This window comes from Streptomyces sp. NPDC048506 (assembly GCF_040651315.1).
Classification (GTDB): Bacteria; Actinomycetota; Actinomycetes; order Streptomycetales; family Streptomycetaceae; genus Streptomyces.
On record NZ_JBEZIX010000018.1, the window covers coordinates 140,671 to 162,797 of the forward strand.

The 22,127-nt window shown below is 71.3% G+C and carries 20 protein-coding genes and 1 pseudogene; 14 read left to right on the plus strand and 7 right to left on the minus strand.

Annotation, left to right across the window (positions count from 1 at the left end; translation table 11 throughout):
- Positions 1-23: 23 nt before the first annotated feature.
- A complete protein-coding gene (kdpB, locus tag AB0C96_RS17255) occupies positions 24-2,198 on the plus strand; it encodes a potassium-transporting ATPase subunit KdpB (RefSeq protein WP_362918224.1) in 2,175 nt (724 codons plus the stop codon).
- Here the strand turns inward: kdpB and AB0C96_RS17260 are convergent.
- Entirely contained in the window at positions 2,166-2,534 is a 369-nt protein-coding gene (locus AB0C96_RS17260) for a GNAT family N-acetyltransferase (protein ID WP_362918226.1), read from the minus strand. The two genes, kdpB and AB0C96_RS17260, sit on opposite strands and share 33 nt — an antisense overlap.
- Before the next feature lie 157 nt (positions 2,535-2,691).
- On the opposite strand from AB0C96_RS17260, the gene AB0C96_RS17265 reads away from it, so the two are divergent.
- Positions 2,692-4,137, plus strand: a complete 1,446-nt coding sequence (locus AB0C96_RS17265; protein WP_362918228.1) for a glyceraldehyde-3-phosphate dehydrogenase — start codon at positions 2,692-2,694, stop codon at positions 4,135-4,137.
- Here the strand turns inward: AB0C96_RS17265 and AB0C96_RS17270 are convergent.
- Both AB0C96_RS17270 and katG read right to left on the minus strand, forming a co-directional pair.
- The gene (locus AB0C96_RS17270) at positions 4,059-4,622 is read right to left on the minus strand and encodes a hypothetical protein (RefSeq protein WP_362918230.1); all 564 of its coding nucleotides are present in this window, start codon (positions 4,620-4,622) and stop codon (positions 4,059-4,061) included. The genes AB0C96_RS17265 and AB0C96_RS17270 overlap by 79 nt on opposite strands.
- Before the next feature lie 303 nt (positions 4,623-4,925).
- On the minus strand, positions 4,926-7,157 hold the full coding sequence (gene katG / locus AB0C96_RS17275) for a catalase/peroxidase HPI (RefSeq protein WP_362918232.1): 2,232 nt from the start codon (positions 7,155-7,157) through the stop codon (positions 4,926-4,928).
- Between the two features lie 494 nt (positions 7,158-7,651).
- Between katG and AB0C96_RS17280 the strand changes: the two genes are divergently transcribed.
- Positions 7,652-8,068, plus strand: a complete 417-nt coding sequence (locus AB0C96_RS17280) for a Fur family transcriptional regulator (protein WP_362918234.1) — start codon at positions 7,652-7,654, stop codon at positions 8,066-8,068.
- 24 nt (positions 8,069-8,092) lie between these two features.
- Here AB0C96_RS17280 and AB0C96_RS17285 read toward each other — a convergent pair whose 3' ends face one another.
- The gene (locus AB0C96_RS17285; protein WP_362918236.1) at positions 8,093-8,683 is read right to left on the minus strand and encodes a cysteine hydrolase family protein; all 591 of its coding nucleotides are present in this window, start codon (positions 8,681-8,683) and stop codon (positions 8,093-8,095) included.
- Between the two features lie 144 nt (positions 8,684-8,827).
- Between AB0C96_RS17285 and AB0C96_RS17290 the strand changes: the two genes are divergently transcribed.
- Positions 8,828-9,817: a helix-turn-helix domain-containing protein gene (locus tag AB0C96_RS17290; protein WP_362918238.1), complete on the plus strand. Its 990-nt coding sequence runs from the start codon at positions 8,828-8,830 to the stop codon at positions 9,815-9,817.
- A gap of 130 nt (positions 9,818-9,947) precedes the next feature.
- On the opposite strand, the gene AB0C96_RS17295 is transcribed toward AB0C96_RS17290, so the two are convergent.
- Positions 9,948-10,535, minus strand: coding sequence for a TetR family transcriptional regulator (locus AB0C96_RS17295; protein WP_362918240.1), 588 nt, complete (start codon positions 10,533-10,535; stop codon positions 9,948-9,950).
- An 83-nt stretch (positions 10,536-10,618) separates the two neighbouring features.
- On the opposite strand from AB0C96_RS17295, the gene AB0C96_RS17300 reads away from it, so the two are divergent.
- From AB0C96_RS17300 to AB0C96_RS17315, 4 genes are all read left to right on the plus strand, one after another.
- Positions 10,619-11,815 (plus strand): FAD-dependent monooxygenase, encoded by a 1,197-nt coding sequence (locus AB0C96_RS17300; protein WP_362918242.1) that lies wholly within the window; start codon positions 10,619-10,621, stop codon positions 11,813-11,815.
- 707 nt (positions 11,816-12,522) lie between these two features.
- Positions 12,523-13,515, plus strand: a complete 993-nt coding sequence (dhaK, locus tag AB0C96_RS17305; protein ID WP_362918244.1) for a dihydroxyacetone kinase subunit DhaK — start codon at positions 12,523-12,525, stop codon at positions 13,513-13,515.
- Positions 13,516-13,573: 58 nt separating this feature from the next.
- The gene (gene dhaL, locus AB0C96_RS17310) at positions 13,574-14,182 is read left to right on the plus strand and encodes a dihydroxyacetone kinase subunit DhaL (RefSeq protein WP_362918246.1); all 609 of its coding nucleotides are present in this window, start codon (positions 13,574-13,576) and stop codon (positions 14,180-14,182) included.
- Positions 14,183-14,195: 13 nt separating this feature from the next.
- Positions 14,196-14,624 (plus strand): PTS fructose transporter subunit IIA, encoded by a 429-nt coding sequence (locus tag AB0C96_RS17315; protein ID WP_362918248.1) that lies wholly within the window; start codon positions 14,196-14,198, stop codon positions 14,622-14,624.
- Positions 14,625-14,809: 185 nt separating this feature from the next.
- Here the strand turns inward: AB0C96_RS17315 and AB0C96_RS17320 are convergent, their stop codons facing one another.
- Positions 14,810-15,628: an SAM-dependent methyltransferase gene (locus tag AB0C96_RS17320; protein WP_362918250.1), complete on the minus strand. Its 819-nt coding sequence runs from the start codon at positions 15,626-15,628 to the stop codon at positions 14,810-14,812.
- A 440-nt stretch (positions 15,629-16,068) separates the two neighbouring features.
- Between AB0C96_RS17320 and AB0C96_RS17325 the strand changes: the two genes are divergently transcribed.
- The 3 genes from AB0C96_RS17325 to AB0C96_RS17335 all read left to right on the plus strand — a co-directional run bounded on the left by AB0C96_RS17325 (position 16,069) and on the right by AB0C96_RS17335 (position 18,748).
- Complete coding sequence (locus AB0C96_RS17325; protein ID WP_362918252.1) at positions 16,069-16,659, plus strand: sigma-70 family RNA polymerase sigma factor; 591 nt, start codon at positions 16,069-16,071, stop codon at positions 16,657-16,659.
- Positions 16,660-16,661: 2 nt separating this feature from the next.
- Positions 16,662-17,426, plus strand: coding sequence for a hypothetical protein (locus tag AB0C96_RS17330; RefSeq protein WP_362918254.1), 765 nt, complete (start codon positions 16,662-16,664; stop codon positions 17,424-17,426).
- 149 nt (positions 17,427-17,575) lie between these two features.
- A complete protein-coding gene (locus AB0C96_RS17335) occupies positions 17,576-18,748 on the plus strand; it encodes a sialidase family protein (protein WP_362918256.1) in 1,173 nt (390 codons plus the stop codon).
- Between the two features lie 24 nt (positions 18,749-18,772).
- On the opposite strand, the gene AB0C96_RS17340 is transcribed toward AB0C96_RS17335, so the two are convergent.
- A complete protein-coding gene (locus AB0C96_RS17340) occupies positions 18,773-19,180 on the minus strand; it encodes an STAS domain-containing protein (protein WP_362918258.1) in 408 nt (135 codons plus the stop codon).
- Positions 19,181-19,469: 289 nt separating this feature from the next.
- Here AB0C96_RS17340 and AB0C96_RS17345 point away from each other — a divergent pair, with 289 nt between their 5' ends.
- The 3 genes and pseudogenes from AB0C96_RS17345 to AB0C96_RS17355 all read left to right on the plus strand — a co-directional run.
- Positions 19,470-20,231: a DeoR/GlpR family DNA-binding transcription regulator gene (locus AB0C96_RS17345; RefSeq protein ID WP_362918260.1), complete on the plus strand. Its 762-nt coding sequence runs from the start codon at positions 19,470-19,472 to the stop codon at positions 20,229-20,231.
- 378 nt (positions 20,232-20,609) lie between these two features.
- On the plus strand, positions 20,610-21,941 hold the full coding sequence (locus AB0C96_RS17350; protein ID WP_362918272.1) for a sugar ABC transporter substrate-binding protein: 1,332 nt from the start codon (positions 20,610-20,612) through the stop codon (positions 21,939-21,941).
- Positions 21,922-22,127, plus strand: a pseudogene (locus AB0C96_RS17355) (sugar ABC transporter permease); the annotation flags it as partial. The gene AB0C96_RS17350 and the pseudogene AB0C96_RS17355, both read left to right, overlap by 20 nt.

A 22,127-nucleotide genomic window follows, 5' to 3' on the forward strand; every position in this document is an offset into this window, starting at 1 on the left:
CCGCCCTCCCAGAAGGTCTCCGCATGGCACCCGTCCCCCACGCCCCGACGACACCGACGACCACGGCGACCGGGACGGCGTCGCCCCCGGTGCACGGCGGCCCGGCGCACCGGGGCCGGCGGCGGCGGAAGCCGGCCGGACTCTTCGACCCGAAGGCGCTGCTGACCTCCCTCCCCGAGGCATGGCGCAAACTGCATCCACGGGCGCTGGCCACCAACCCGGTGCTGTTCGTGGTGGCCTGCGGCTCGGTGCTCACCACGCTCTCCGCGCTGCTCCACCCGTCCGTCTTCACCTGGGTGATCAGCGGCTGGCTCTGGCTGACGGTGCTCTTCGCCAATCTCGCCGAGGCGGTCGCCGAGGGCCGCGGCAAGGCCCAGGCGGCATCGCTGCGCCGGGCGCGGACCGACATCACCGCCCGCCGCCTGCGGGACAACTGGCGGGTCGGCATCGACCTCGGGGGCGCGGCGACCGAGAGCGTCGGCGCCGCCGAGTTGCAGCCGTTCGACTTCGTCGTGGTCGAGGCGGGCGAGGCGATCCCCGCGGACGGCGAGGTGGTCCAGGGGGTCGCGGCGGTCGACGAATCGGCCGTCACCGGTGAGTCCGCGCCCGTCATCCGCGAGTCGGGCGGCGACCGCTCCGGTGTCACCGGCGGCACCACGGTACTGTCGGACCGCCTCGTCGTCCGTGTCACGTCCCGTCCCGGACAGTCCTTCCTGGACCGGATGATCGCCCTGGTCGAGGGCGCCACCCGGCAGCGCACGCCCAACGAGATCGCGCTGCACATCCTTCTCGCCGCGCTCACCATCGTCTTCGTCCTCGTCGTGGTCACCGTGCAGCCGATGGCCTCCTACGCCGGAGCGGCCCAGCCGACGGCGGTGCTGGTCGCCCTCCTCGTCACGCTCATCCCCACCACGATCGGCGCCCTGCTCTCGGCGATCGGCATCGCCGGCATGGACCGCCTCGTCCAGCGCAACGTCCTGGCCATGTCCGGGCGCGCGGTGGAGGCCGCCGGTGACATCAACACCCTGCTGCTCGACAAGACCGGCACCATCACCCTCGGCAACCGTGCGGCGGTCGCCTTCGTCCCGCTGCCCGGCACCGACGAACTCCGGCTCGCGGACGCCGCCCAGCTCTCCTCACTCACCGACGAGACCCCCGAGGGCCGGTCCGTCGTCGCCCTGGCCGAGAAGACCTACGGGCTGAGCACACCCGCCGACGGGGAGCTCCGGCAGGCGGAGTACATCGACTTCAGCGCGCACACCCGGATGAGCGGCGTCGATCTGCACGGGGCGGACGGCGCCGGATGCCTGGTCCGCAAGGGTGCGGCCGCACAGGTCATCGCCTGGGTGGCCGACCGTGGCGGCGCGGTGCCCGCCGAGGCCCGGATGTTCACCGACGCGATCGCCGAGTCCGGCGGCACCCCGCTGCTGGTGGCGGTGCACGACCGGTACGGGCCACGGGTGTTGGGCGTCATCCACCTCAAGGACGTGGTCAAGGAGGGCATCCGCGAACGCTTCGCCGAACTGCGCCGGATGGGCATCCGTACGGTGATGATCACCGGCGACAATCCGCTCACCGCCCGGGCCATCGCGCACGAAGCCGGCGTGGACGACTACCTCGCCGAGGCCACCCCGGAGGACAAACTCGCCCTGATCACCCAGGAGCAGGAGGGCGGCAAGCTGGTGGCGATGACCGGTGACGGGACGAACGACGCCCCCGCCCTCGCCCAGGCGGACGTCGGCGTCGCCATGAACACCGGCACCTCCGCCGCCAAGGAGGCCGGCAACATGGTCGACCTGGACTCCAACCCCACCAAGCTGATCGAGATCGTCGAGATCGGCAAGCAACTCCTCATCACCCGCGGCGCGTTGACCACCTTCTCGATCACCAACGACGTCGCCAAGTACTTCGCCATCATCCCGGCGATGTTCGCGGGCGCCTATCCGGGTCTGGCCGACCTGAACGTGATGGGCCTGCACAGCCCGACCTCCGCCATCACCTCCGCGATCATCTTCAACGCACTGATCATCGTCGCGCTGATCCCGCTCGCACTGCGCGGCGTCCGCTACACACCCGCCTCCGCCCACGACCTGCTCCGCCGCAACCTCACCCGCTACGGCCTCGGCGGTCTGATCGCCCCGTTCGTCGGCATCAAACTCATCGACCTAGTGATCTCCCAGATCCCCGGCCTGGGGTGATACCGGCCGCGCCGCGTAGATCAGGTCGAACCCGTCGTACCCCTCGCCGTAGAGGTGCTCCGCCCGGATCAGGCCGGCGCGCACCGCGACGCGCTGGGAGGCCAGGTCGGCGGGCCTGACCCGGGCGATCAGCGGGACGTCGGGCACCCACCGGGCCGCCCAGGCGGTGACCGCGCCCGCGGCCTCACCGGCGAAGCCCTGGCCCCATGCCGAGGTGGCGAACCGGTAGAAGAGGTTGAGCACCGGCATCCCGTGCAGCTCCATCGGCTTGATCCCGCAGAACCCCAACGGCTCCCCCGGGCCGCGGCCGAAAACGGCTCCATGCAGCGACAGCACGGAACACCTCAGGGCGGATCACATCAAACCACCCACAAGGCAAATCGACCTTACCGGGCCAAACCCTTCCCCCACTCCCCCGACGCGACGCCCCACTGAATGACCAAAATGGCGTGGGGTTAGCATATGAGCACCGTCTAGCTCGAAAGATGCGCCTGTGACTGTCAACGACGACTCGTTCACCAACTGGAAGAACCGCGAGGAGATCGCGGAATCGATGATCCCGATCATCGGGAAGCTGCACCGCGAGCGGGACGTCACGGTCCTGCTCCACAGCCGCTCCTTGGTGAACAAGTCGGTGGTCAGCATCCTCAAGACCCACCGCTTCGCCCGGCAGATCGCCGGCGAGGAACTCTCGGTCACCGAGACGCTGCCGTTCCTCCAGGCGCTCACCACGCTCGACCTCGGCCCCTCCCAGATCGACATCGGCATGCTCGCCGCGATGCACAAGGCCGACGACCGCGGCCTGTCGGTGGCGGAGTTCACCGCCCAGGCCGTCGCCGGCGCCACCGGCGAGAACAAGATCGAGTGCCGCGAGGGGCGCGACGTCGTCCTCTACGGCTTCGGCCGCATCGGCCGCCTCGTGGCCCGCCTGCTGATCGAGAAGTCCGGCTCCGGCAACGGCCTGCGCCTGCGGGCCATCGTCGTCCGCGGCGGCGGCGAGGCGGACCTGGTCAAGCGCGCCTCGCTGCTGCGCCGCGACTCCATCCACGGCCAGTTCCAGGGCACGATCACCGTCGACGAGGCGAACAGCACGATCGTCGCCAACGGCAACGCGATCAAGGTGATCTACGCCAACGACCCGTCCGAGGTCGACTACACGGCGTACGGCATCAAGGACGCCATCCTCATCGACAACACCGGCAAGTGGCGCGACCGCGAGGGCCTCTCGCAGCACCTGCGCCCCGGTATCGACAAGGTCGTCCTGACCGCTCCGGGCAAGGGCGACGTTCCCAACATCGTCCACGGCGTCAACCACGACACGATCAAGCCGGACGAGCAGATCCTGTCCTGCGCCTCCTGCACCACCAACGCGATCGTCCCGCCGCTGAAGGCGATGGCCGACGAGTACGGCGTGCTGCGCGGCCACGTGGAGACCGTCCACTCGTTCACCAACGACCAGAACCTGCTGGACAACTACCACAAGGCCGACCGCCGCGGCCGCTCCGCGCCGCTCAACATGGTGATCACCGAGACCGGTGCCGCCTCCGCCGTCGCCAAGGCGCTGCCCGACCTCAAGGCGCCCATCACCGGCAGCTCGATCCGCGTCCCCGTCCCGGACGTCTCGATCGCCATCCTGAGCCTGCGCCTGGGCCGCGAGACCACCCGCGAGGAGGTCCTCGAGTACCTCCGCGGCGTCTCGCTGCACTCGCCACTCAAGCGCCAGATCGACTTCACCACCGCCCCCGACGCCGTCTCCATGGACTTCGTCGGCTCGCGCCACGCCTCGATCGTGGACGCCGGTGCGACCAAGGTCGACGGCGACAACGCGATCCTCTACCTCTGGTACGACAACGAGTTCGGCTACTCGTGCCAGGTGATCCGCGTGGTCCAGCACGTCTCCGGCGTGGAGTACCCGACCTTCCCGGTCCCGGCGGTCTGACCCGACCGGACCGTCCGATCCGGCGCGGCTGCGGCCGACGGCCCACACCGCGCCGGATCCCCGCCCGGGGGGTGTCTCCCCCTAGGTGCCGGCCCCGCCGTGCGCCGCCGCCGGCTCCGCGGCACGGGAGTCGGCGCCGGCGAGCCCCACCAGCCGCAGTACGGCGTCCAGCCCGCGGTACGCGCCCGGGCGTCCGCATAGGGCACCCAGTGCGCGGGGGCCTTCAGCTGCTCGTAGAGCACCTCGGCCACCGGCGCCAGTTCGGGAACCGAGGCGTACCACGTGGTGAAGGCGTGCCGATGGGCGCTCGACGACACATCCCGCGCGCGCTGCGCCTCCACCACCTCGGGGTCGGACAGCCCCGCCTCAAGACCCCCCAGTATGCGGTCCATCGCCGCCTCGTCCACCGGATGCGGCAGCGCCGCCCGGATCCGGTCGGCGTAGGTGCCGATCTGGAACAGCGTTCCGGAGAAGTCGAAGAGCACGGCCCGGACGGCGCGCGGGGGGGGCCGTCCTGGCCGGCCGTTGCACGGAGGGGCCCTTCCGGACCACAGACGGGCACACCACGCATGCGCTCTTCTTCTCCCAGTGCCGACGAACCCACCGAGCCACCACCCCACTGCGATCCGCACCACGGCGCCCCGCCTCGGGGCCGGCCGCCCACGGGCCGGATCCACACCCGGACTTGAGCCGCGAACGCCCCGACGCCCGTACCCAGAACGCCCAGGTCGGCCCCGCATCGGGCCGACCTGGGCGTCTCCTGGTCAGACGACCTGGCCCCCTCCCGGTCAGGCGAGGTCGTACCGGTCGAGGTTCATCACCTTGACCCACGCCGCGACGAAGTCGGTCACGAACTTCTCCTTCGCGTCGTCGCTCGCGTAGACCTCCGCGAGCGCGCGCAGCTCGGAGTTCGAGCCGAAGACGAGGTCGGCACGGCTACCGGTCCACCTGACCTCGCCCGTGGCGGCGTCCCGACCCTCGAACGTGGCCTGGTCCTCGGACGTCGACGTCCACGTCGTACCCAGGTCGAGCAGGTTGACGAAGTAGTCGTTGGTCAGGGACCCGGGGGTCGCGGTGAGGACGCCGAGCGACGACTGCTGGTGGTTCGCGCCCAGGACGCGGAGGCCACCGACGAGGACGGTCAGCTCGGGGGCGCTGAGGGTCAGCAGGTTCGCCCGGTCGAGCAGCAGGTACTCGGCCGGCAGTCGGTTGCCCTTGCCGACGTAGTTGCGGAACCCGTCGGCGGTCGGTTCGAGCGCGGCGAAGGACTCCACGTCGGTCTGGTCCTGCGCCGCGTCCACGCGGCCCGGCGTGAAGGGGACCTCGATGTCGAGGCCGGCGTCCTTGGCAGCCGTCTCGACGGCGGCGCCGCCGGCCAGCACGATCAGGTCGGCGAGCGAGACCTGCTTGCCGCCGGTCTGGGCCGCGTTGAAGGACTCCTGGACGCCCTCAAGGGTGCGCAGCACCGCCGCCAGGTCGTCCGGGTTGTTGACCTCCCAGCCGCGCTGCGGCTCCAGGCGGATGCGCGCACCGTTGGCGCCGCCGCGCTTGTCGCTGCCCCGGAAGGACGAGGCCGACGCCCACGCGGCGGACACCAGCTGGGAAACCGTGAGGTCCGAGCCGAGGATCTGTTCCTTGAGGGAGGCGATGTCCGCGGCGTCGACGAGCTCGTACGTGCGCTCGGGCAGCGGGTCCTGCCACAGCAGCGTCTCGGTCGGGACCTCCGGGCCGAGGTAGCGCACCACCGGACCCATGTCGCGGTGGGTCAGCTTGAACCACGCCCGGGCGAAGGCGTCCGCGAACGCGTCGGGGTCCTCGTGGAAGCGCCGCGAGATCTGCTCGTAGACCGGGTCGAAGCGGAGCGCGAGGTCGGTGGTCAGCATCGTCGGGGCGTGGCTCTTCGACGCGTCGTGCGCGTCGGGGATCGTCCCCACGCCCGCGCCGTCCTTGGCCACCCACTGGTGGGCGCCGGCGGGGCTCTTCGTCAGCTCCCACTCGTAACCGAACAGGTTCTGGAAGAAGCCGTTGCCCCACTGGGTCGGCGTGCTGGTCCACGTGACCTCAAGGCCACTGGTGATGGCGTCGCCGCCCTTGCCGGTGCGGTAGCTGCTCTTCCAGCCCAGGCCCTGCTCCTCCAGCGGGGCCGCCTCGGGGTCGGCGCCGACGTTGTCCGCCGGGCCCGCGCCGTGGGTCTTGCCGAAGGTGTGACCGCCCGCGATCAGCGCGACGGTCTCCTCGTCGTTCATCGCCATCCGGCGGAACGTCTCACGGATGTCGCGGGCCGCGGCGAGCGGGTCCGGGGTGCCGTTGGGGCCCTCCGGGTTGACGTAGATGAGGCCCATCTGGACCGCGCCGAGCGGGTTCTCCAGCTCGCGGTCACCGGTGTAGCGCTCGTCGTCGAGCCAGGTGGTCTCGGGGCCCCAGTAGACGTCCTCCTCGGCCTCCCAGACGTCCGCACGACCGCCGGCGAAGCCGAAGGTCTTGAAGCCCATCGTCTCCAGGGCGACGTTGCCGGTGAGGATCAGCAGGTCGGCCCAGGAGATGCGCTGGCCGTACTTCTTCTTGACCGGCCAGAGCAGACGGCGGGCCTTGTCGAGGTTCGCGTTGTCCGGCCAGCTGTTGAGCGGCGCGAAGCGCTGCTGACCGGCCCCGGCGCCACCACGGCCGTCGCTGATCCGGTAGGTGCCCGCGCTGTGCCAGGCCATCCGGATCATCAGCGGGCCGTAGTGGCCGAAGTCGGCGGGCCACCAGTCCTGCGAGGTGGTCAGCACCTCCGCGATGTCCCGCTTCACCGCCGGGAGGTCGAGGGACCCGAACGCCTCGGCGTAGTCGAACTCCTCGCCGAGGGGGTTGGCCACGGCGGGGTTCTTGGCGAGGATCTTCAGGTTGAGCCGGTCCGGCCACCACTGGCGGTTTCCACCGCCCTGCGTCGGGTGCGGGGCGCGACCGTGCGCGACGGGGCAGCCACCTCCGCCCTCCGTCCGGGCGTCTACGACGTTTGCGTCCTGGTTCTCAGACATGGGAATCCTTCCGGATTAGGCGGATCACGGTGCTCAGGAACCGCTGGCGGTGGAACGGTCGGGGCACGGGCCCCGGTGGACGACCCGGCCTCGTCGGTCGCGAGGCCTTCGTCGTCGGCGCGGTCAGGCCGGGTGCCTCACCGACCGCGCCCTCGACGTCGGCGACGACACCACACGACCGGCACACGAGGGGGCGGTGTCGCCGGCGTGTCCCTCGAAAGGGCCGGGTGGCATGCCGGTTCGCTGCGGCGTGTGAGTGATGCGCTCGGACCGCCGAGGCCGGCCTGCTCGCGGTCGTGATCGTCCGCGGGCGGGGCAACCGGCTTCGGTGGTGAGCGGACCCGTCTGGTGATCCGTCACGTGCTGTCCCTGCGGTTGTCTTGTCCCTTGGCTGTCGCCGGAACCGATCCTACGATGGACCAAGTCCAAGTCAATACGACGACCAGACCCATACGGATTCATTCGTCGGACGACGCACTGTTAGGCTGGTGACCATGAGTGACCTGCTGGAACGGCTCCGTGGACGGGGCTGGCGGATGACCGCCCAGCGCCGGGTCGTCGCCGAGGTACTCGACGGCGATCACGTCCACCTCACCGCGGACGAGGTGCTCGCCCGCGCCACCGCCCGACTGCCCGAGATCTCCCGCGCGACCGTCTACAACACCCTCGGTGAGCTCGTCACGCTCGGCGAGGTGATCGAGGTGGCCACCGACGGCCGCGCCAAGCGCTACGACCCGAACGCCCACCGCCCCCACCACCACCTGGTGTGCTCACGCTGCGGCGCGATCCGCGACGTCCACCCCGGCGGCGACCCGCTCGCCGATCTGCCCGCCTCCGAACGGTTCGGCTTCACCGTCTCCGAGGTCGAGGTCACCTACCGGGGCCTGTGCCCCGACTGCACCCGCGCCTGAGCCGGCCCGCGCACCGGTGGCCGCTCAGCCCAGCGAAGCCGCCGTCGGCACGACGACTCCGTACAGGTCGTCGATCGTCGCGAGCGCGCTGTGGTGGGCCTGCTCGGCGGACACCTCGACACCCGCCGTCCGCAGGGGCCGGGTCGCGCAGGCGTCGGCGACGACGGTGGGCCGGTTACCGCGCAGGAACGCACCGGACGCGGTGAACAACACGCACATGTGGGTCATGAACCCGGCGATGACGACGTCCTCGTTCCCGGCGGCATCCACATGCTCGGCCAGGTCGGTGCCGGCGAACGCGTCGGGCGTGGTCTTGACGACGACCGGCTCGCCCTCGACGGGGGCCACGCGGGAGTGGATCCGTCCGATCTCGGCCCGGATGTCGTAGGGGGTGCCCGCGCCGCCGTCGTTGATGACGTGGACGATCTTCGCGCCCGCGCCCCTGGCCCGGCTCAGCAGGTCGGCGGCCGCATCGAGGGCGTCCTCCCACCCCGCCAGCTCCATCACGCCACGGGTGTAGGTGTTCTGGTAGTCGACCAGGATCAGCGTCGCCCCGGCCAGTGAGGCCGGGGTCTGGTCGAAGCCGTTGAGTTCACGCAGGGTGGTGGTAGGCACTGCTGCCCCTTCCGGGTCTGCTCGTCGGACGTTCCGGGCCACCGCGCGGTGGCCGTGCACCTCACGCTAGGATCCACCCCGCATGGCGGCAATGTCATATAACTTGCAGATACGGACATGCCCGCGCAGCAACGGAGCCCCCTCTTGGACAGCGCCGGACGGCTCATCGTCATCATGTTCTTCGACGGCGTCGACCTCCTGGACGTCACCGGCCCACCGGAGGTGTTCTCCCTGCTGAAACGGGAACTGGACGGCGCCACCGGCTACCGCGTGGCCCTCGCCGCCGACACCACGGACCCGGTCACCACCTCCGCCGGGGTCCGCGTCCTGCCCGACACCACCTTCCGTGAGGCGGCCGGGACACGCATCGACACCCTCATCGTTCCGGGCTCCGTCGAGATCGACGACCAGCGCCGCGTGCACGCCGTCACCGACCCCGCCGTCGTCGACTGGGTGCGGACCCTCTCCGGCAGCACACGGCGCATCGCGTCCGTCTGCGTGGGCGCGCACCTCCTCGCCGCCGCCGGACTCCTGGACGGCAGACGCGCCACCACCCACTGGTCGACCGCCCAGCAACTCGCCGCCGACCACCCGGCGGTCGACGTCGACGCCGACCCCATCTTCATCCGCGACCACCACGTCTGGACCGGCGCGGGCATCACCGCCTGCCTCGACCTGTCCCTCGCCCTGGTCGCCGAGGACTTCGGCGAGGCCATCGCCCTCCGCGTCGCCCGGCAGCTCGTGATGTACCTCAAACGCCCCGGCGGACAGAGCCAGTTCAGCGTCCCCATCGAGCCCGTCTCCACGACCCGGCGCATCGAGGACCTCCGCCACTACATCACCCAGAACGTCACCGGACGCCTCGCCCTCACCGACCTCGCCGAGCGCGCCCACGTCAGCGAACGGCAGCTCACCCGGATCTTCCAGACCGAACTCGGCACGACGCCGGCCGCCTATGTCGAATCGGCCCGCGTCGAAGCGGCACGGAACCGGCTTGAGGCGACGGACGACACCCTCGAACGCGTTGCCTCCGCCTGCGGCTTCAACACGACCGACACCCTCATCCGCGCGTTCCGCCGGAGACTGAACACGACACCGACGGAGTACCGAAACCGCTTCCGTCGGTCCGTGTAGGCGACCGGGAGTTCGCGCACTCCGGGACCTATGCGGCTGCCCGGCACCGCTCACCGGCCGGCATGCGCCGGAGGACCGTAAGAACCGCCGACGCTCCACGTCACGCCCTACAAGGGAAAGGGCTCAAGGATCAGGGATGGTGCGGTCCGGTGTAGGTGCGGATCAGGCCAAGGAGGGTTCGGCGCAGCTGCTCGGAGGTGAGCCGATGTGGGGCTGCGGCGGTCAGCTGGTTGAAGAGTATGCCGTCCAGGAAGGCCACGAACGCGCTTGCGTGTGCCGCGGGATCAGGTGCGCCCGCGGCGGCGAGCAGGTTCTCGGCCACGGCCCGGTGACGGCTGCCCGCGGTGTGCAGGGCGGCACGAAGCTCGGGGCGGCGGGGCGCTTCCAGGGCCAGCTCGTAGCGGGCGAGCATGCGCTCGCGTCCAGCAGTGGTCCAGTGCTCGATGAGGCCCGCAGTGGCGTCGGCGATCTGGGCGATGCTCGCGGGCCCGGTGAGGGCGGGGCGCTCGTCGATCTCACTTAGGTCCAGTTCGGCCAGACGCTCGACGGTGGCCTGTAGGAGCTCTCGGCGCGTACGGAAGTAGTACGAGCACGAGCCCGCCGGGACTTCTGCGGTCTGGTCGACCGCGCGGTGGGTGAGCCCGCGCATGCCGGAACGGGCCAGGGTGCTGATCGCCGCGTCGGCCAGCCGTTGCCGCCGGAGCGTGGTGTGGGCCACTTGGTTTCCTCCCTCGCCTCGACCTCCGACTCTACAAGTGTAGAGTCACTTGGCAGTCCACTACAGATGTAGAGGGAGTTCTGATGGGCAAGGCAGAACATGCCGGTGGCGCCGGGGAACGCTCCGCGATCGTCGTCGGCGGCGGGATCGGCGGTCTGGCCGCCGGCGTCGCGCTGACGCGGAGCGGCTGGCAAGTGAAGGTGCTGGAGCGCGCCGCCACCTTCGGCGAGGTGGGAGCGGGGCTGTCGCTGTGGCCCAACGGAGTGCGCGCGCTGGACGCCCTGGGCGCGGGCGACCAGGTTCGCGAGCAGGCCCTGGTGGAGACCCGGACGGGCATCCGGAACACGTCCGGCCGTTGGCTGTCGCGGACCGACACCCAAGAGCTGACCAGGCGATTCGGCCCTGTGGCGATGATTCACCGCGCCCAGCTGTTGGACATCCTTCGTACGGCCCTTCCCGCGGGGGCGCTGTGCGCAAACGCCAGGGTCAGCAGGATCAGTCTCCGCGGCCGGCGGGTCGAGGTCGAGCACGGCAAAGACGTCTCACAGGCCGATCTACTGGTGGCCGCCGACGGGATCAACTCCACCGTGCGGCGCTCGCTGTGGCCGCAGGCTCCGGCGCCGCGGTACGCCGGGTACACCGCATGGCGTCTCGTCGTCGACACCGGTCGGCGACTGTCGGCCGGAGGTGAGAGCTGGGGACGCGGTGAGCGAGTGGGGATCGCTCCGCTCGCGGACGGCCGCACCTACGTGTTCTGCGTCGCCAACACCCCCGAAGGACAGCACAACCCCGGCAACGAACTCGCCGAGATGCGTCGACGCTTCGGACGCTGGCACGACCCGATTCCCCGACTGCTGACGGCCGCCGATGAGGAAGCAGTGATGCGCCACGACATCTATGCGTTGCCGCCGCTGGCCAGTTTCGTCACCGGGCGGGCCGCCCTGCTCGGCGACGCCGCGCACGCCATGACCCCGAACCTGGGCCAGGGGGCCAACCAGGCGTTGGAGGACGCGGTCACGCTGGCCGCGCTCCTGGACGCACACCCCGACGTGGAGTCCGCGTTGGCCGCCTACGACCGGGACCGACGCCCCCGCACGCAGCTGATCGCCCGTCGCTCCCACCGGATCGGCACCGTTGCGCAATGGCACTCGGCACCCGCCGCCGCGTTGCGCGACCTGGTGCTCCGCCTGGCTCCCGGCTCGGCCATGCTCAACGCGCTCGCCCCGGTCCTCAGCTGGCAGCCGCCGGCCACGGTGAGCCGAGAAAGACCAACTCATTGAGGTTTGCTGCCACATCCAGCCCTCGGCGGCCTGCACGACGCCGTGGCCGACTGCCAGTTGCCGCCTGCGCAGCTCGAACCATGGCCGCGGCCACCGTCCGCCGATGCGCACGAGAAATGCCCGCCGGGTGGCCGACCTCATGCAGGCCTATGAGGCCGCGGGCATCTGATGGGCTCCCGGTACCTCAGGCAAGAGGACAGGCCGTTACCCCGTCGATGAGCCCGGGCCGGTAGTACCGCATCCGTTTGAGTCGGCTCTTCACCGACGCGGTCAGTTCGTCGATGCCATGTCAGGCGACCTCGACCGGAGCTCCGTTCAGGTGCGACCTGACCACCTCGTCCGGGTTGGCTTCCGGCGCGTAGGTCGCCTCCCCCCGTCTCAGCAGTCGACGTCTCCGCTTGAAGCCCGCCCGTTTCTGCTTTCCGCCACAGCAAGGAACCGCCACCTGGAGACGCTGCCCCTGACTCACGTGACCTTGGCGACGCGAGCGCAGATACTTCCCCTGGAGCGATCTCTCCGGCAGTGCCGAGCCCCCGCCCACAAGGAGCTGACAGAGCATCAGGAAGCTCGGTACGAGGTCGTCACCAGCGCCGCTGGAGGCCGCTTCCGAGCGCCCTGGACCGCCAGATCAAAAGCGCTGTATACACACTCTGACCTGCAAAGACGCCGGCCAGAGGCACAGCTGCCAGTCTCACCAGGAGGTACCCGTGAAGATGCTGATCAACGTCGCCGAGACCGTCGTGACGGATGCGCTGCGGGGAATGGCCGCGGCGCATCCCGAGGTGGTGGTGGACGTCGAGAACCGGGTGATCGTGCGGCGGGACGCGCCGGTGGCCGACAAGGTGGCGCTGGTGTCCGGGGGCGGGAGCGGGCACGAGCCGCTGCACGGGGGGTTCGTCGGACCGGGGATGCTGGATGCGGCGTGCCCCGGGGAGGTGTTCACCTCACCGGTGCCGGACCAGATGGTGCGCGCGGCGGCCGCCGTGGACAGCGGCAACGGCGTGCTGTTCGTGGTGAAGAACTACACCGGGGACGTGCTCAACTTCCAGATGGCGGCCGAGCTGGCGGAGGACGAGGGGGTGCAGGTCGCCAGCGTACTCGTCGACGACGACGTGGCGGTGACCGACTCGACGTTCACGGCGGGGCGGCGGGGCACCGGGGCGACGCTGTTCGTGGAGAAGATCGCCGGGGCGGCGGCCGAGGAAGGGATGCCGCTGGACCGGGTGGCGGGGGTGGCCCGACAGGTCGTCGCGTCCTCGCGCAGCTTCGGGGTGGCACTCGGCGCCTGCACGACGCCGGCGAAGGGCAGCCCGACGTTCGACCTTCCCCCGGGCGAGCTGGAGTTGGGCGTCGGGATCCACGGCGAGCCGGGGCGGGAGCGGCGCGCGATGATGACCTCGCACGAGATCGCGGACTTCGCGGTGCACACGGTCCTGGACGACCTCCAGCCGCGGCTACCGGTCCTGGTACTGGTCAACGGCATGGGGGCCACACCGCTGCTGGAGCTGTACGGGTTCAGCGCGGAGGTGCGCCGCGTGCTGGACGAGCGCGGGGTGGCGGTGGCCCGTACGCTCGTCGGGAACTACGTGACGTCGCTGGACATGGCCGGCTGCTCGGTGACTCTGTGTCAGGTGGACGGTGAGCTGCTGCGGCTGTGGGACGCGCCGGTGCAGACCGCGGGGCTTCGCTGGGGACGGTGAGGGAAGAACCGCAGGCGGGCCCGGCCCGGGTCACCGCACGACCGAAGGGGAGTAGTCCGTGTCCGAAACGGCCTTGGATGCCGCGTTCTTCGTACGTTGGATGACGGCCGCGGCCGCCGTCATCGACCGGGAGGCCGACCGGCTCACCGAGCTGGACTCCCCCATCGGGGACGCCGACCACGGCAGGAACATGCAGCGCGGCTTCGCGGCCGTGGTGAAGGTGCTGGCGGACGAACCGCCGGCCACGCCGGGTGCCGTCCTGGTGGCGGCGGGTCGGCAGCTGATCTCCAGCGTGGGCGGCGCGTCCGGCCCGCTGTACGGGACGCTGCTGCGGCGGGCCGGCAAGGCGCTGGGCGAGGCACCGCAGGTGTCCGCACAGGAGCTGCGGTCGGCGCTGGGCACCGGAGTGGACGCGGTGGCCCAGCTCGGCACGTCGGCGCCGGGCGACAAGACGATGCTCGATGCGCTGGTACCGGGGGTGGCGGCGCTGGAGACGTCCTTCGGGGCGGCGGCCGGAGCTGCCGAGGAGGGCGCGCTCGCGACCGTACCGATGCAGGCCAGGAAGGGCAGGGCGAGCTATCTGGGCGCGCGCAGCATCGGCCATCAGGATCCGGGCGCGACGTCGTCGGCGCTGTTGTTCGCGGCACTCGCCGACGTAGCGGAGTAGGAGGGGCGGCCGGGTGAGCACGCAGGAGAGCGGCGGCGAGCGGCCGCTGGTCGGAGTGGTGCTGGTGTCGCACAGCGGGCCGGTCGCCGAGTCCGTGGCGGCGCTGGCGGTCGGGCTGGCCGGTGGCGGCGCCGAGGCGCCGGTGGCCGCCGCGGGCGGTGCACCGGACGGCGGGCTCGGAACGAGCGCCGAGCTGATCGCCGAGGCGGCGCACCGCGTGGACCGGGGCGCGGGGGTGGCGGTCCTGGTCGATCTGGGCAGCGCGGTGCTGACCGTGAAGGCGCTGATCGCGGAGGGCGACGAACTCCCCCCGGGGTCGCGGCTGGTGGATGCGCCGTTCGTGGAGGGTGCGGTGGCCGCGGTGGTCACGGCCTCGGCGGGGGCGGACCTGGACGCGGTCGCGGCGGCGGCCGGGGAGGCGTACGGCTACCGGAAGGAGTGAGCGCCCCACTGGGCGGTGTCCGGGCGGCGGGAGCGGTGTCCGGGCGACGCGGGCGGTGTCCGGGCGGCGGTGACGAGGGCGGGGCGGCCGGGGCGGAGTGCGGGGCGGCGCGGTGCCGGCCGCCCCGCGACCGTCGCCCACTCGTCCGCCGTCGGTCGCCCGCTCGCCCATCGCCCATCGCCCGGTCAGGGTTTGCGGGCGATCCCCGCGTAGGAGGCGGCCTCCGCGTCGGTGACGTGGGTGGCGTCCTCGGGGCGGTCGGGGCACCACTGGTGGGAGAGGGTGACCCCCGGTTGCAGCAGTTCCCAGCCGTCGAAGAAGCGGAGGAACTCGGCGCGCGAGCGGAACTGGAGGTCGGTGCCGGCGTCGGCGTAGATCTTGGTGATCCGCCGCATCGCCTCGGGGGCGAAGTCGGCCGTCGCATGGGTCATGGCCAGGGTCGAACCGCTCGGGAGGGCGGCCTTGAGGGTCTCGACGATGGTGTGGGCACGGTCCTCACCGTCGTCGGTGACGAAGTGCATCAGGGCGTTGAGGCTGAGGGCGACCGGACGGCTCAGGTCGAGGGTGTCGAGGAGCTGGGGGGCGGTGAGGATGCCCCCGGGATCGGTGACGTCGGCCTGGAGGTACGCGGTGCGGCCCTCAGGGGTGCTGAGCAGCAGGGCGGCTGCGTGCGCGAGCACGATCGGGTCGTTGTCGGTGTAGACGACCCGGGCGTCGGCGGCGACGCCCTGGGCGATCTCGTGGAGGTTCGGCGGGGTGGGGATGCCGGTGCCGATGTCGAGGAACTGCCGCAGGCCGGCTCCGGCGAGGAAGCGGGTGGCGCGGTGCATGAACTCGCGGTTGATGCGGGCGGCGACCAGCGCGGCAGGGAAGACGCCCAGCACGCTGCCGGCGGCCATCCGGTCGGCCAGGAAGTTGGTCTTGCCTCCCAGGAAGTAGTCGTAGATCCGGGACGAGTGAGCCCGGTCCAGCTGTAGGTCCACCACGGGCTCGTCCACGCTCATCGTCCGCTGCCTCCCAGTACGGCGTACAGGTGGCCCTCGGCACATCCCGCCCCACAGGGGGCGCACCGCCAGGGGCGTGCGCCCCCTGTGCACACAACACGCTTCCGTGTGCCGGGCTGTTGGAGCACTGCCCGATAGCCCCGGGATCATGCGGGGCGCATGGCTGACAAGGGTCGTGACACCACGCCAAGGAGATGTCACGGTTCGCCACATGCGATTGTCGTGGGTAGTCATATGAATACGCAGCGGAAGATTTTTGCGCCCCCCGTGCCACAAACGGCTGCGTTTTCCTGTTCATTGGAGGGTGAGGGCAAACCGTCCTCCCGCTGCCACCGGTGCTCCGGCGCCCCGCCAGCGGTGCACGGCGAACGGAACGAGGACGGCTCGTGAGCGCAGACCGCGACCGACTGCTACCGGCGTGCGCCCCGGCGCACGCTCGCATGACGAAGTTAGCCGCGCTCGCCCGCTGCCCACCGCCGTCCTTCGTGCCGGACCCCTCCGACCGTCAGCTGTCGCTCACCTTCGAGGCGTTCCTGGCGACCCACGCCCGCAAGTGGCTGACGTATGCCTATCTGCACACGGGGAGCGAGGCCGCGGCCCGCGAGGTCACGCTGGCGGCCTACGACCGGCTCGGCCGGCTGTGGGCGCACGCCCTGCGGCAGGCGTCGGTGGAGGCGTACGCCTGGTCGGTCCTCAAGGAGCGCGTCGTCGAGTGGCTCTACGACCACCAACAACCCACCGCACTCACCGAAACCGCCGCCTTCGCCGTCGTCACCCATGCGCTGCTCCGCGAGTGTCAGCAGCAATTCGCCATGTTGGAGAGCCAGTTGGGGCTCTACGCGGCCATCGCCCGGCTGCCGGAGCGGCAGTGCGACGTCATCGTGCTGCGGCACGTCATCGGCTACAGCGACGCGCAGATCGGGGCCCTGCTCGGCGTCGACGAGGTCACCGTCCGCTCCTACGCCAGCCGCGGCAAGCGCAAGCTCGCCGCGGCGCTCGGTATCGATCAGGGAAACACCAGGGGGAACTGAGCATGTCGCACCACCGTCCGGCCGACCGCCGGGAGACCGTCGAAACGCTGCTGAGCGCAGCGGCCGCGGTATCCGGGATCGAGGGCCTGGCCGGCTTCCGGGACCTCGACGGCGCAGGGGCACTCGGGGGCCCCGGCATCCCCGTGGGGCCACCGGCGGCGACCGCACACGGTCCGCAGACGGCCGTACTGCCGGCCCGCCCCGGCCTGGGCGCGCCCAGCGCCTACCCCAGCGCCCGCGACGAGGCCACCCATGAACTCCAGCTGGCCTGTGCGCTGGTCGTCAACGCCGCGGCCGCCGCGGCCAGCCTGGAGCGGCTGGTCAACGACCACCACATCGACCCCGAGGGCGCACTGGTCTTCGCCTGTCTGCTGCACATCGCCGGGCGGACCGACGCGGCGCACTTCTGGTGGCACTTCGGCGCCGGCGCCGGCAGCCGGACCGCCGCCTACTGCCTCTACCTCTCCCACCGCCGCGACGGGGAGTACCGCGACGCGGCCTACTGGCGCGAGCAGGCCGCGCATGCGCCCGACGAGGAGCGCCCGTCCGTGGCCGCGTTCGACGAGAAGCAGTTACTGCCGGACGCGGCCCGGCACAACCTGCTCGTCCAGTGGCACAGCGGGCTCGCCCCGACCCTGCCGACCGCCCTGGAGAACGTGATCAACCGGCTCGTCGTGGACGGCGCCGACGACGACTTCGGCCAGGTCCCGCACCCGTCACCCACCCTGGTTCGGGACCTGGGGCGGGACTTCGCGGACACGCCGTAGCCGGCGGGACCGGGCGGCGGACGGGTCCGGACGTGCGCCACGCCGTGCGGAACGGGCCGGTTCACCCCGACGGAACCGCTCAGCGCGCCCGTCCCGGCGGGCTCCCGCACCCTGGAGCGACCCCTTCTGGTCCCGCCCCGGAGGTCCCGGTGAAAGCCGCCCGCCCCCTCACACTGGCCACGCTGCTCGCCACCGGCACCGGCCTGCTGACCGCCCCCGCGACCCCCGCCGCCGAGCCGCGCCCCGCCGTCCGGCCGGTCCTGTACGAGAGCACCGATCTGGCGGTGTCCGGGCAGGGCGCGCACACCTACCGCATCCCGGCGCTGACCACCCTCCCGGACGGCACCCTGCTCGCGGCCTACGACCGGCGCAACGACAGTGCGTCCGATCTGCCCGGCAACGTGGACGTGATGGTGCGGCGCAGCACCGACAAGGGACGCACCTGGAGCGCCCCCCGGGCTGCGGTGGACTACGACGGCGGGGTGGGCGCGGGGGATCCGAGTCTGGTCGTCGACCGGACGACCGGCCGGGTCTTCCTCTTCCACGCCTATGCGCCCAAGGGGATCGGATTCGGCACGGCGGGTGCCGGCAACGCCCAGGACAGCACCACCGTGCTGCACACCGACTACAGCTACTCCGACGACGGCGGCCGCAGCTGGCGCCACCGGCGCCTCACCCATGCCCTCAAGGACCCGTCCTGGCGCGGCATCTTCGCCTCGTCCGGCTCCGGCAGCCAGCTCGCCCGCGGGCGGCTGCTCCAGCAGTACGCCTTCCGCAAGGCCGACGGCAGCATGTGGGCGGCGAGTGCGTACAGCGACGACCACGGGGCGACCTGGCACATGGGGACGCCGGTGGGTCCGCGGATGGACGAGAACAAGACCGTCGAACTGGCCGACGGTCGCGTCATGCTCAACAGCCGCACCAGCAGCACCAGGAGGCGGCTGGTCGCGCACTCGCGGGACGGAGGGCTGACCTACAGCACACCGGTCGCCGACGACGAGCTGATCGACCCCACGAACAACGCCTCGATCCTGCGCTACGACCCGTCGGCGCCGGCCCGTCAGCCGCGCGCGCACTGGCTGCTGTTCAGCAACGCGGCGAGCACCGGCGCACGGAAGAACCTCACCGTCCGGGCGTCCTGTGACGACGGCGAGAGCTGGCCGATCGCCCGGACGGTCACACCGGGCCCGGCGGCCTACTCGACGCTGACCCGGCTCACGGACGGCACCTTCGGGCTGCTCTACGAATCCGGCCCGTACCGGAAGATCGTCTTCGCCCGGTTCGACGGCGCCTGGCTGGGGCTGGACTGCCCGGCCTCCTGACCGTCAGCCGGCCGCGCCCCCGCTTCACACGGACGGGTCCTCCGCCGCGGGCGGCCAGGCCGGGCGGCTGCCGTCCGGGACGGCGGCCAGCGCATGGCCGACGGTCGGGTAGCAGGAGAAGACGCCGAGGGACTGGGTGCCGACCAGCAGCCGCAGCATCCGCACGCCGAGCGACGCCAGCAGCAGCCGGCCCTCCAGCCGCCGGCACAGCCACTCCAGGGCGAGCAGACAGCTCAGCCCCCGGGAGTCGCAGAAGCGCAGGGCGGTCAGATCGAGCACGAGGAAGCGGTGGCCGGCCGAGACCACCGACCGTGCCTCGGCGAGGAAGGCCTGCTCGGTACGGAGGTCCAGCTCCCCGCTGACGCGCAGCACCGCGCACTCCTCCGCCTGCACGATCGCAGTGACCGCCAACGACCGCATGTCCGAGCTCATGCGGTCCAGCCTAAGTGGCGCGGCCGGACCCGCCACCGTTGCGGTCCCCCGGTCGCCGCCGCCGGCTCCGCCATGGCCGACGGGCGCCTCCAGAGGGCCGTACGGGCACCTCCCCGGCATCCGCGCAGGAGAACACGGTCAAGAAGCGGGCAGAAACGGGCAAGTTTTCTGCGATGACGGGCAGATATACCTACGGTCCCGGTTGCTATAAACCTGAGGCGGGCGGAAACGGGCACCCCCGTGACCGAACGGAAGCCGGAAACATTCAGAAATCGGGCAGGAGTGAGCCATGAGGGCCGAGGAACGCCAGCACCGCATCCTGGGGCTCGCCCGGCAGTCCGGTCGGGTCGAGGTCGCCGATGCCGCTGTCGAGTTCGGGGTCGCCCGCGAGACCGTCCGACGCGATCTGAGCGAGCTGGAGCGCCGCGGCCTGATCCGGCGCACGCACGGCGCGGCCTACCCGGTCGAGAGCGCCGGTTTCGAGACCACGCTGGCCCGGCGGGAGACCGAGCAAGTGGCGGAGAAGCGGCGGATCGCCGCGGCCGCCGCGACGCTGGTCGGCGAGGCCGAGACGGTCTTCGTCGACGAGGGCTACACCCCCGAACTGGTCGCGATGCTGCTGCCCACCGACCGGCCGCTGACCGTGATCACCGCCTCGCTGCGGACCGCCTCGCTGGTCGCGGCGTCCGAGTCGGCCACCGTGCTGCTGGCCGGCGGCCGGGTCCGCTCCGGGACGCAGGCGACGGTCGGTTCCTGGGCCCGCGACATGCTGGCCCGGTTCGTGATCGACCTGGCGTTCCTGGGAGCGAACGGCGTCTCCCGGGAGCACGGCCTGACCACCCCCGATCCGGCGGTCGCCGAGGTGAAGGAGCAGGCCGTGCGCTCCTCGCGGCGGCGGGTGCTGGTCGGGGTGCACAGCAAGTTCGGCGCCAGCAGTTTCTGCCGGTTCGCCGAGGTGAGTGACTTCGACACGATCGTCACCGACGCGGGCCTGTCCGCGCCCGAGGCGCATCGCTACTCGCTCCTGGGGCCGCAGGTGCTCCGGGTCTGACCGGGAACGGGCCGCCCGGACGACCGGCCCCGTACAACCTCCACAGCCGCCGCACGCAGGCCGCGCCGGACCGCCGGCCGGCGTGCGGGACTCCGGCGTACCCGCGGCACACCGCCGTGCGCCGGAGAAACGCCGAGGACCACCGAGGACCGCCGAGGACCGCCGAGGACCGCCGAGAAAGTCCTAGAACCACCGATAACCGCAGAGGAAACAGAGAAAACAGAGAAAGCACAGAAAGCCCAGCAACACCGCGAAACCCAGCAACCCCCAAGAAGACCGCACCACCTCACACACGCCCTACCCCACACCGTCCCCAGAGAGGTAAGAGCCGTGAGAGCAAGACCCCCCGGAACGGGCCGCGGCCCCCGCGCGGCCGGGCTGACCGCCCTCGCCCTGGCCCTGGCGCTGTCCACCACCGGCTGCTACCGGGGTGCCGGTGACGTCGGGAACAGCGGCCGGAACACCATCAACGTCCTGATGGTGAACAATCCGCAGATGGTGGATCTGCAACGGCTCACCGCCGAGCACTTCACCAAGGAGACCGGGATCACCGTGAACTTCACGGTGCTGCCGGAGGACGATCTGCGCGACAAGATGAGCCAGGACTTCTCCAGCCAGGCCGGCCAGTACGACGTGGCGAGCCTGAGCAACTACGAGACGCCCATCTACGCCCGCAACGGCTGGCTCACCGAACTGGGCTCGCGCGCCGCCGCGGACCGCGGTTTCGACCAGGCCGACATCCTGACGCCGGTGCGCAAGTCCCTCACCGCGGCCGACGGGAAGGTCTACGCCGAGCCGTTCTACGGCGAGTCGTCGTTCCTGATGTACCGCAAGGACCTGTTCAAGGCCGCCGGGCTGACGATGCCAGCACACCCCACCTGGAAGCAGGTCGCCGCGATGGCCGCGAAGTTGGACGGTTTCGTCAAGGGGATGAAGGGGATCTGCCTGCGCGGTCAGCCCGGCTGGGGCCAGGTCATCGCCCCGCTGACCACGGTGGTGAACACCTTCGGCGGGACATGGTTCACCAAGGACTGGCAGGCGAAGGTCGACAGCCCGGAGTTCACCAAGGCCACCCAGTTCTATGTGGACCTGGTGCGCAAGCACGGTGAGGCGGGCGCCCCGCAGGCGGGGTACACCGAGTGCCTGAACGACATGCAGCAGGGCAAGGTGGCGATGTGGTACGACGCCACGGCCGGGGCCGGTTCGCTGGAGGGCCGTGAGTCCAAGGTCGCCGGCAAGGTCGGCTACGCCCCGGCACCGGTGGAGCGCACCCCGAGTTCGGGGTGGCTGTACAGCTGGGCGTGGGGGTTGCAGAAGGCCAGCACGCACCAGGACGCGGCCTGGAAGTTCATCTCCTGGGCGTCGAGCAAGGAGTACGAGCGGCTGGTGGGGCGGGAGCTGGGCTGGTCGAACGTGCCGGCCGGCAAACGGGCCTCGCTCTACCGCGACCCGGACTACCTGAAGTCGGCCGCCGCGTTCGCCGGGGCCACCAAGGAGGCGATCAGCTCGGCGCGGCCCGACGATCCGGGCGTGCAGCCGCGCCCGGTGCCCGGAATCCAGTTCGTGGACATCCCCGAGTTCTCCGACCTGGGTACCAAGACCAGCCAGGAGATCAGCTCCGCCATCGCCGGCAAACAGACCGTCCCCCAAGCCCTCAAGAACAGCCAGCGCCTGGCGCAGGAGGTGGCCGATGCCTACGCACACCACTGAGCCGCTCCGCGAAGCCGGTGCCGCGGCCGCGGCCCCCGGCAGACGCCCGACCGGCCTCGCCCGACACACCCGCAAGGCAACGGACTGGGCGCGTCGTGCCCCTCTGTTGCCGGCGCTGGTCTTCCTCGTCGTCGTCACCCAACTCCCGTTCGTGGCAACGGTGGTGATCTCCTTCCTCCGCTGGAA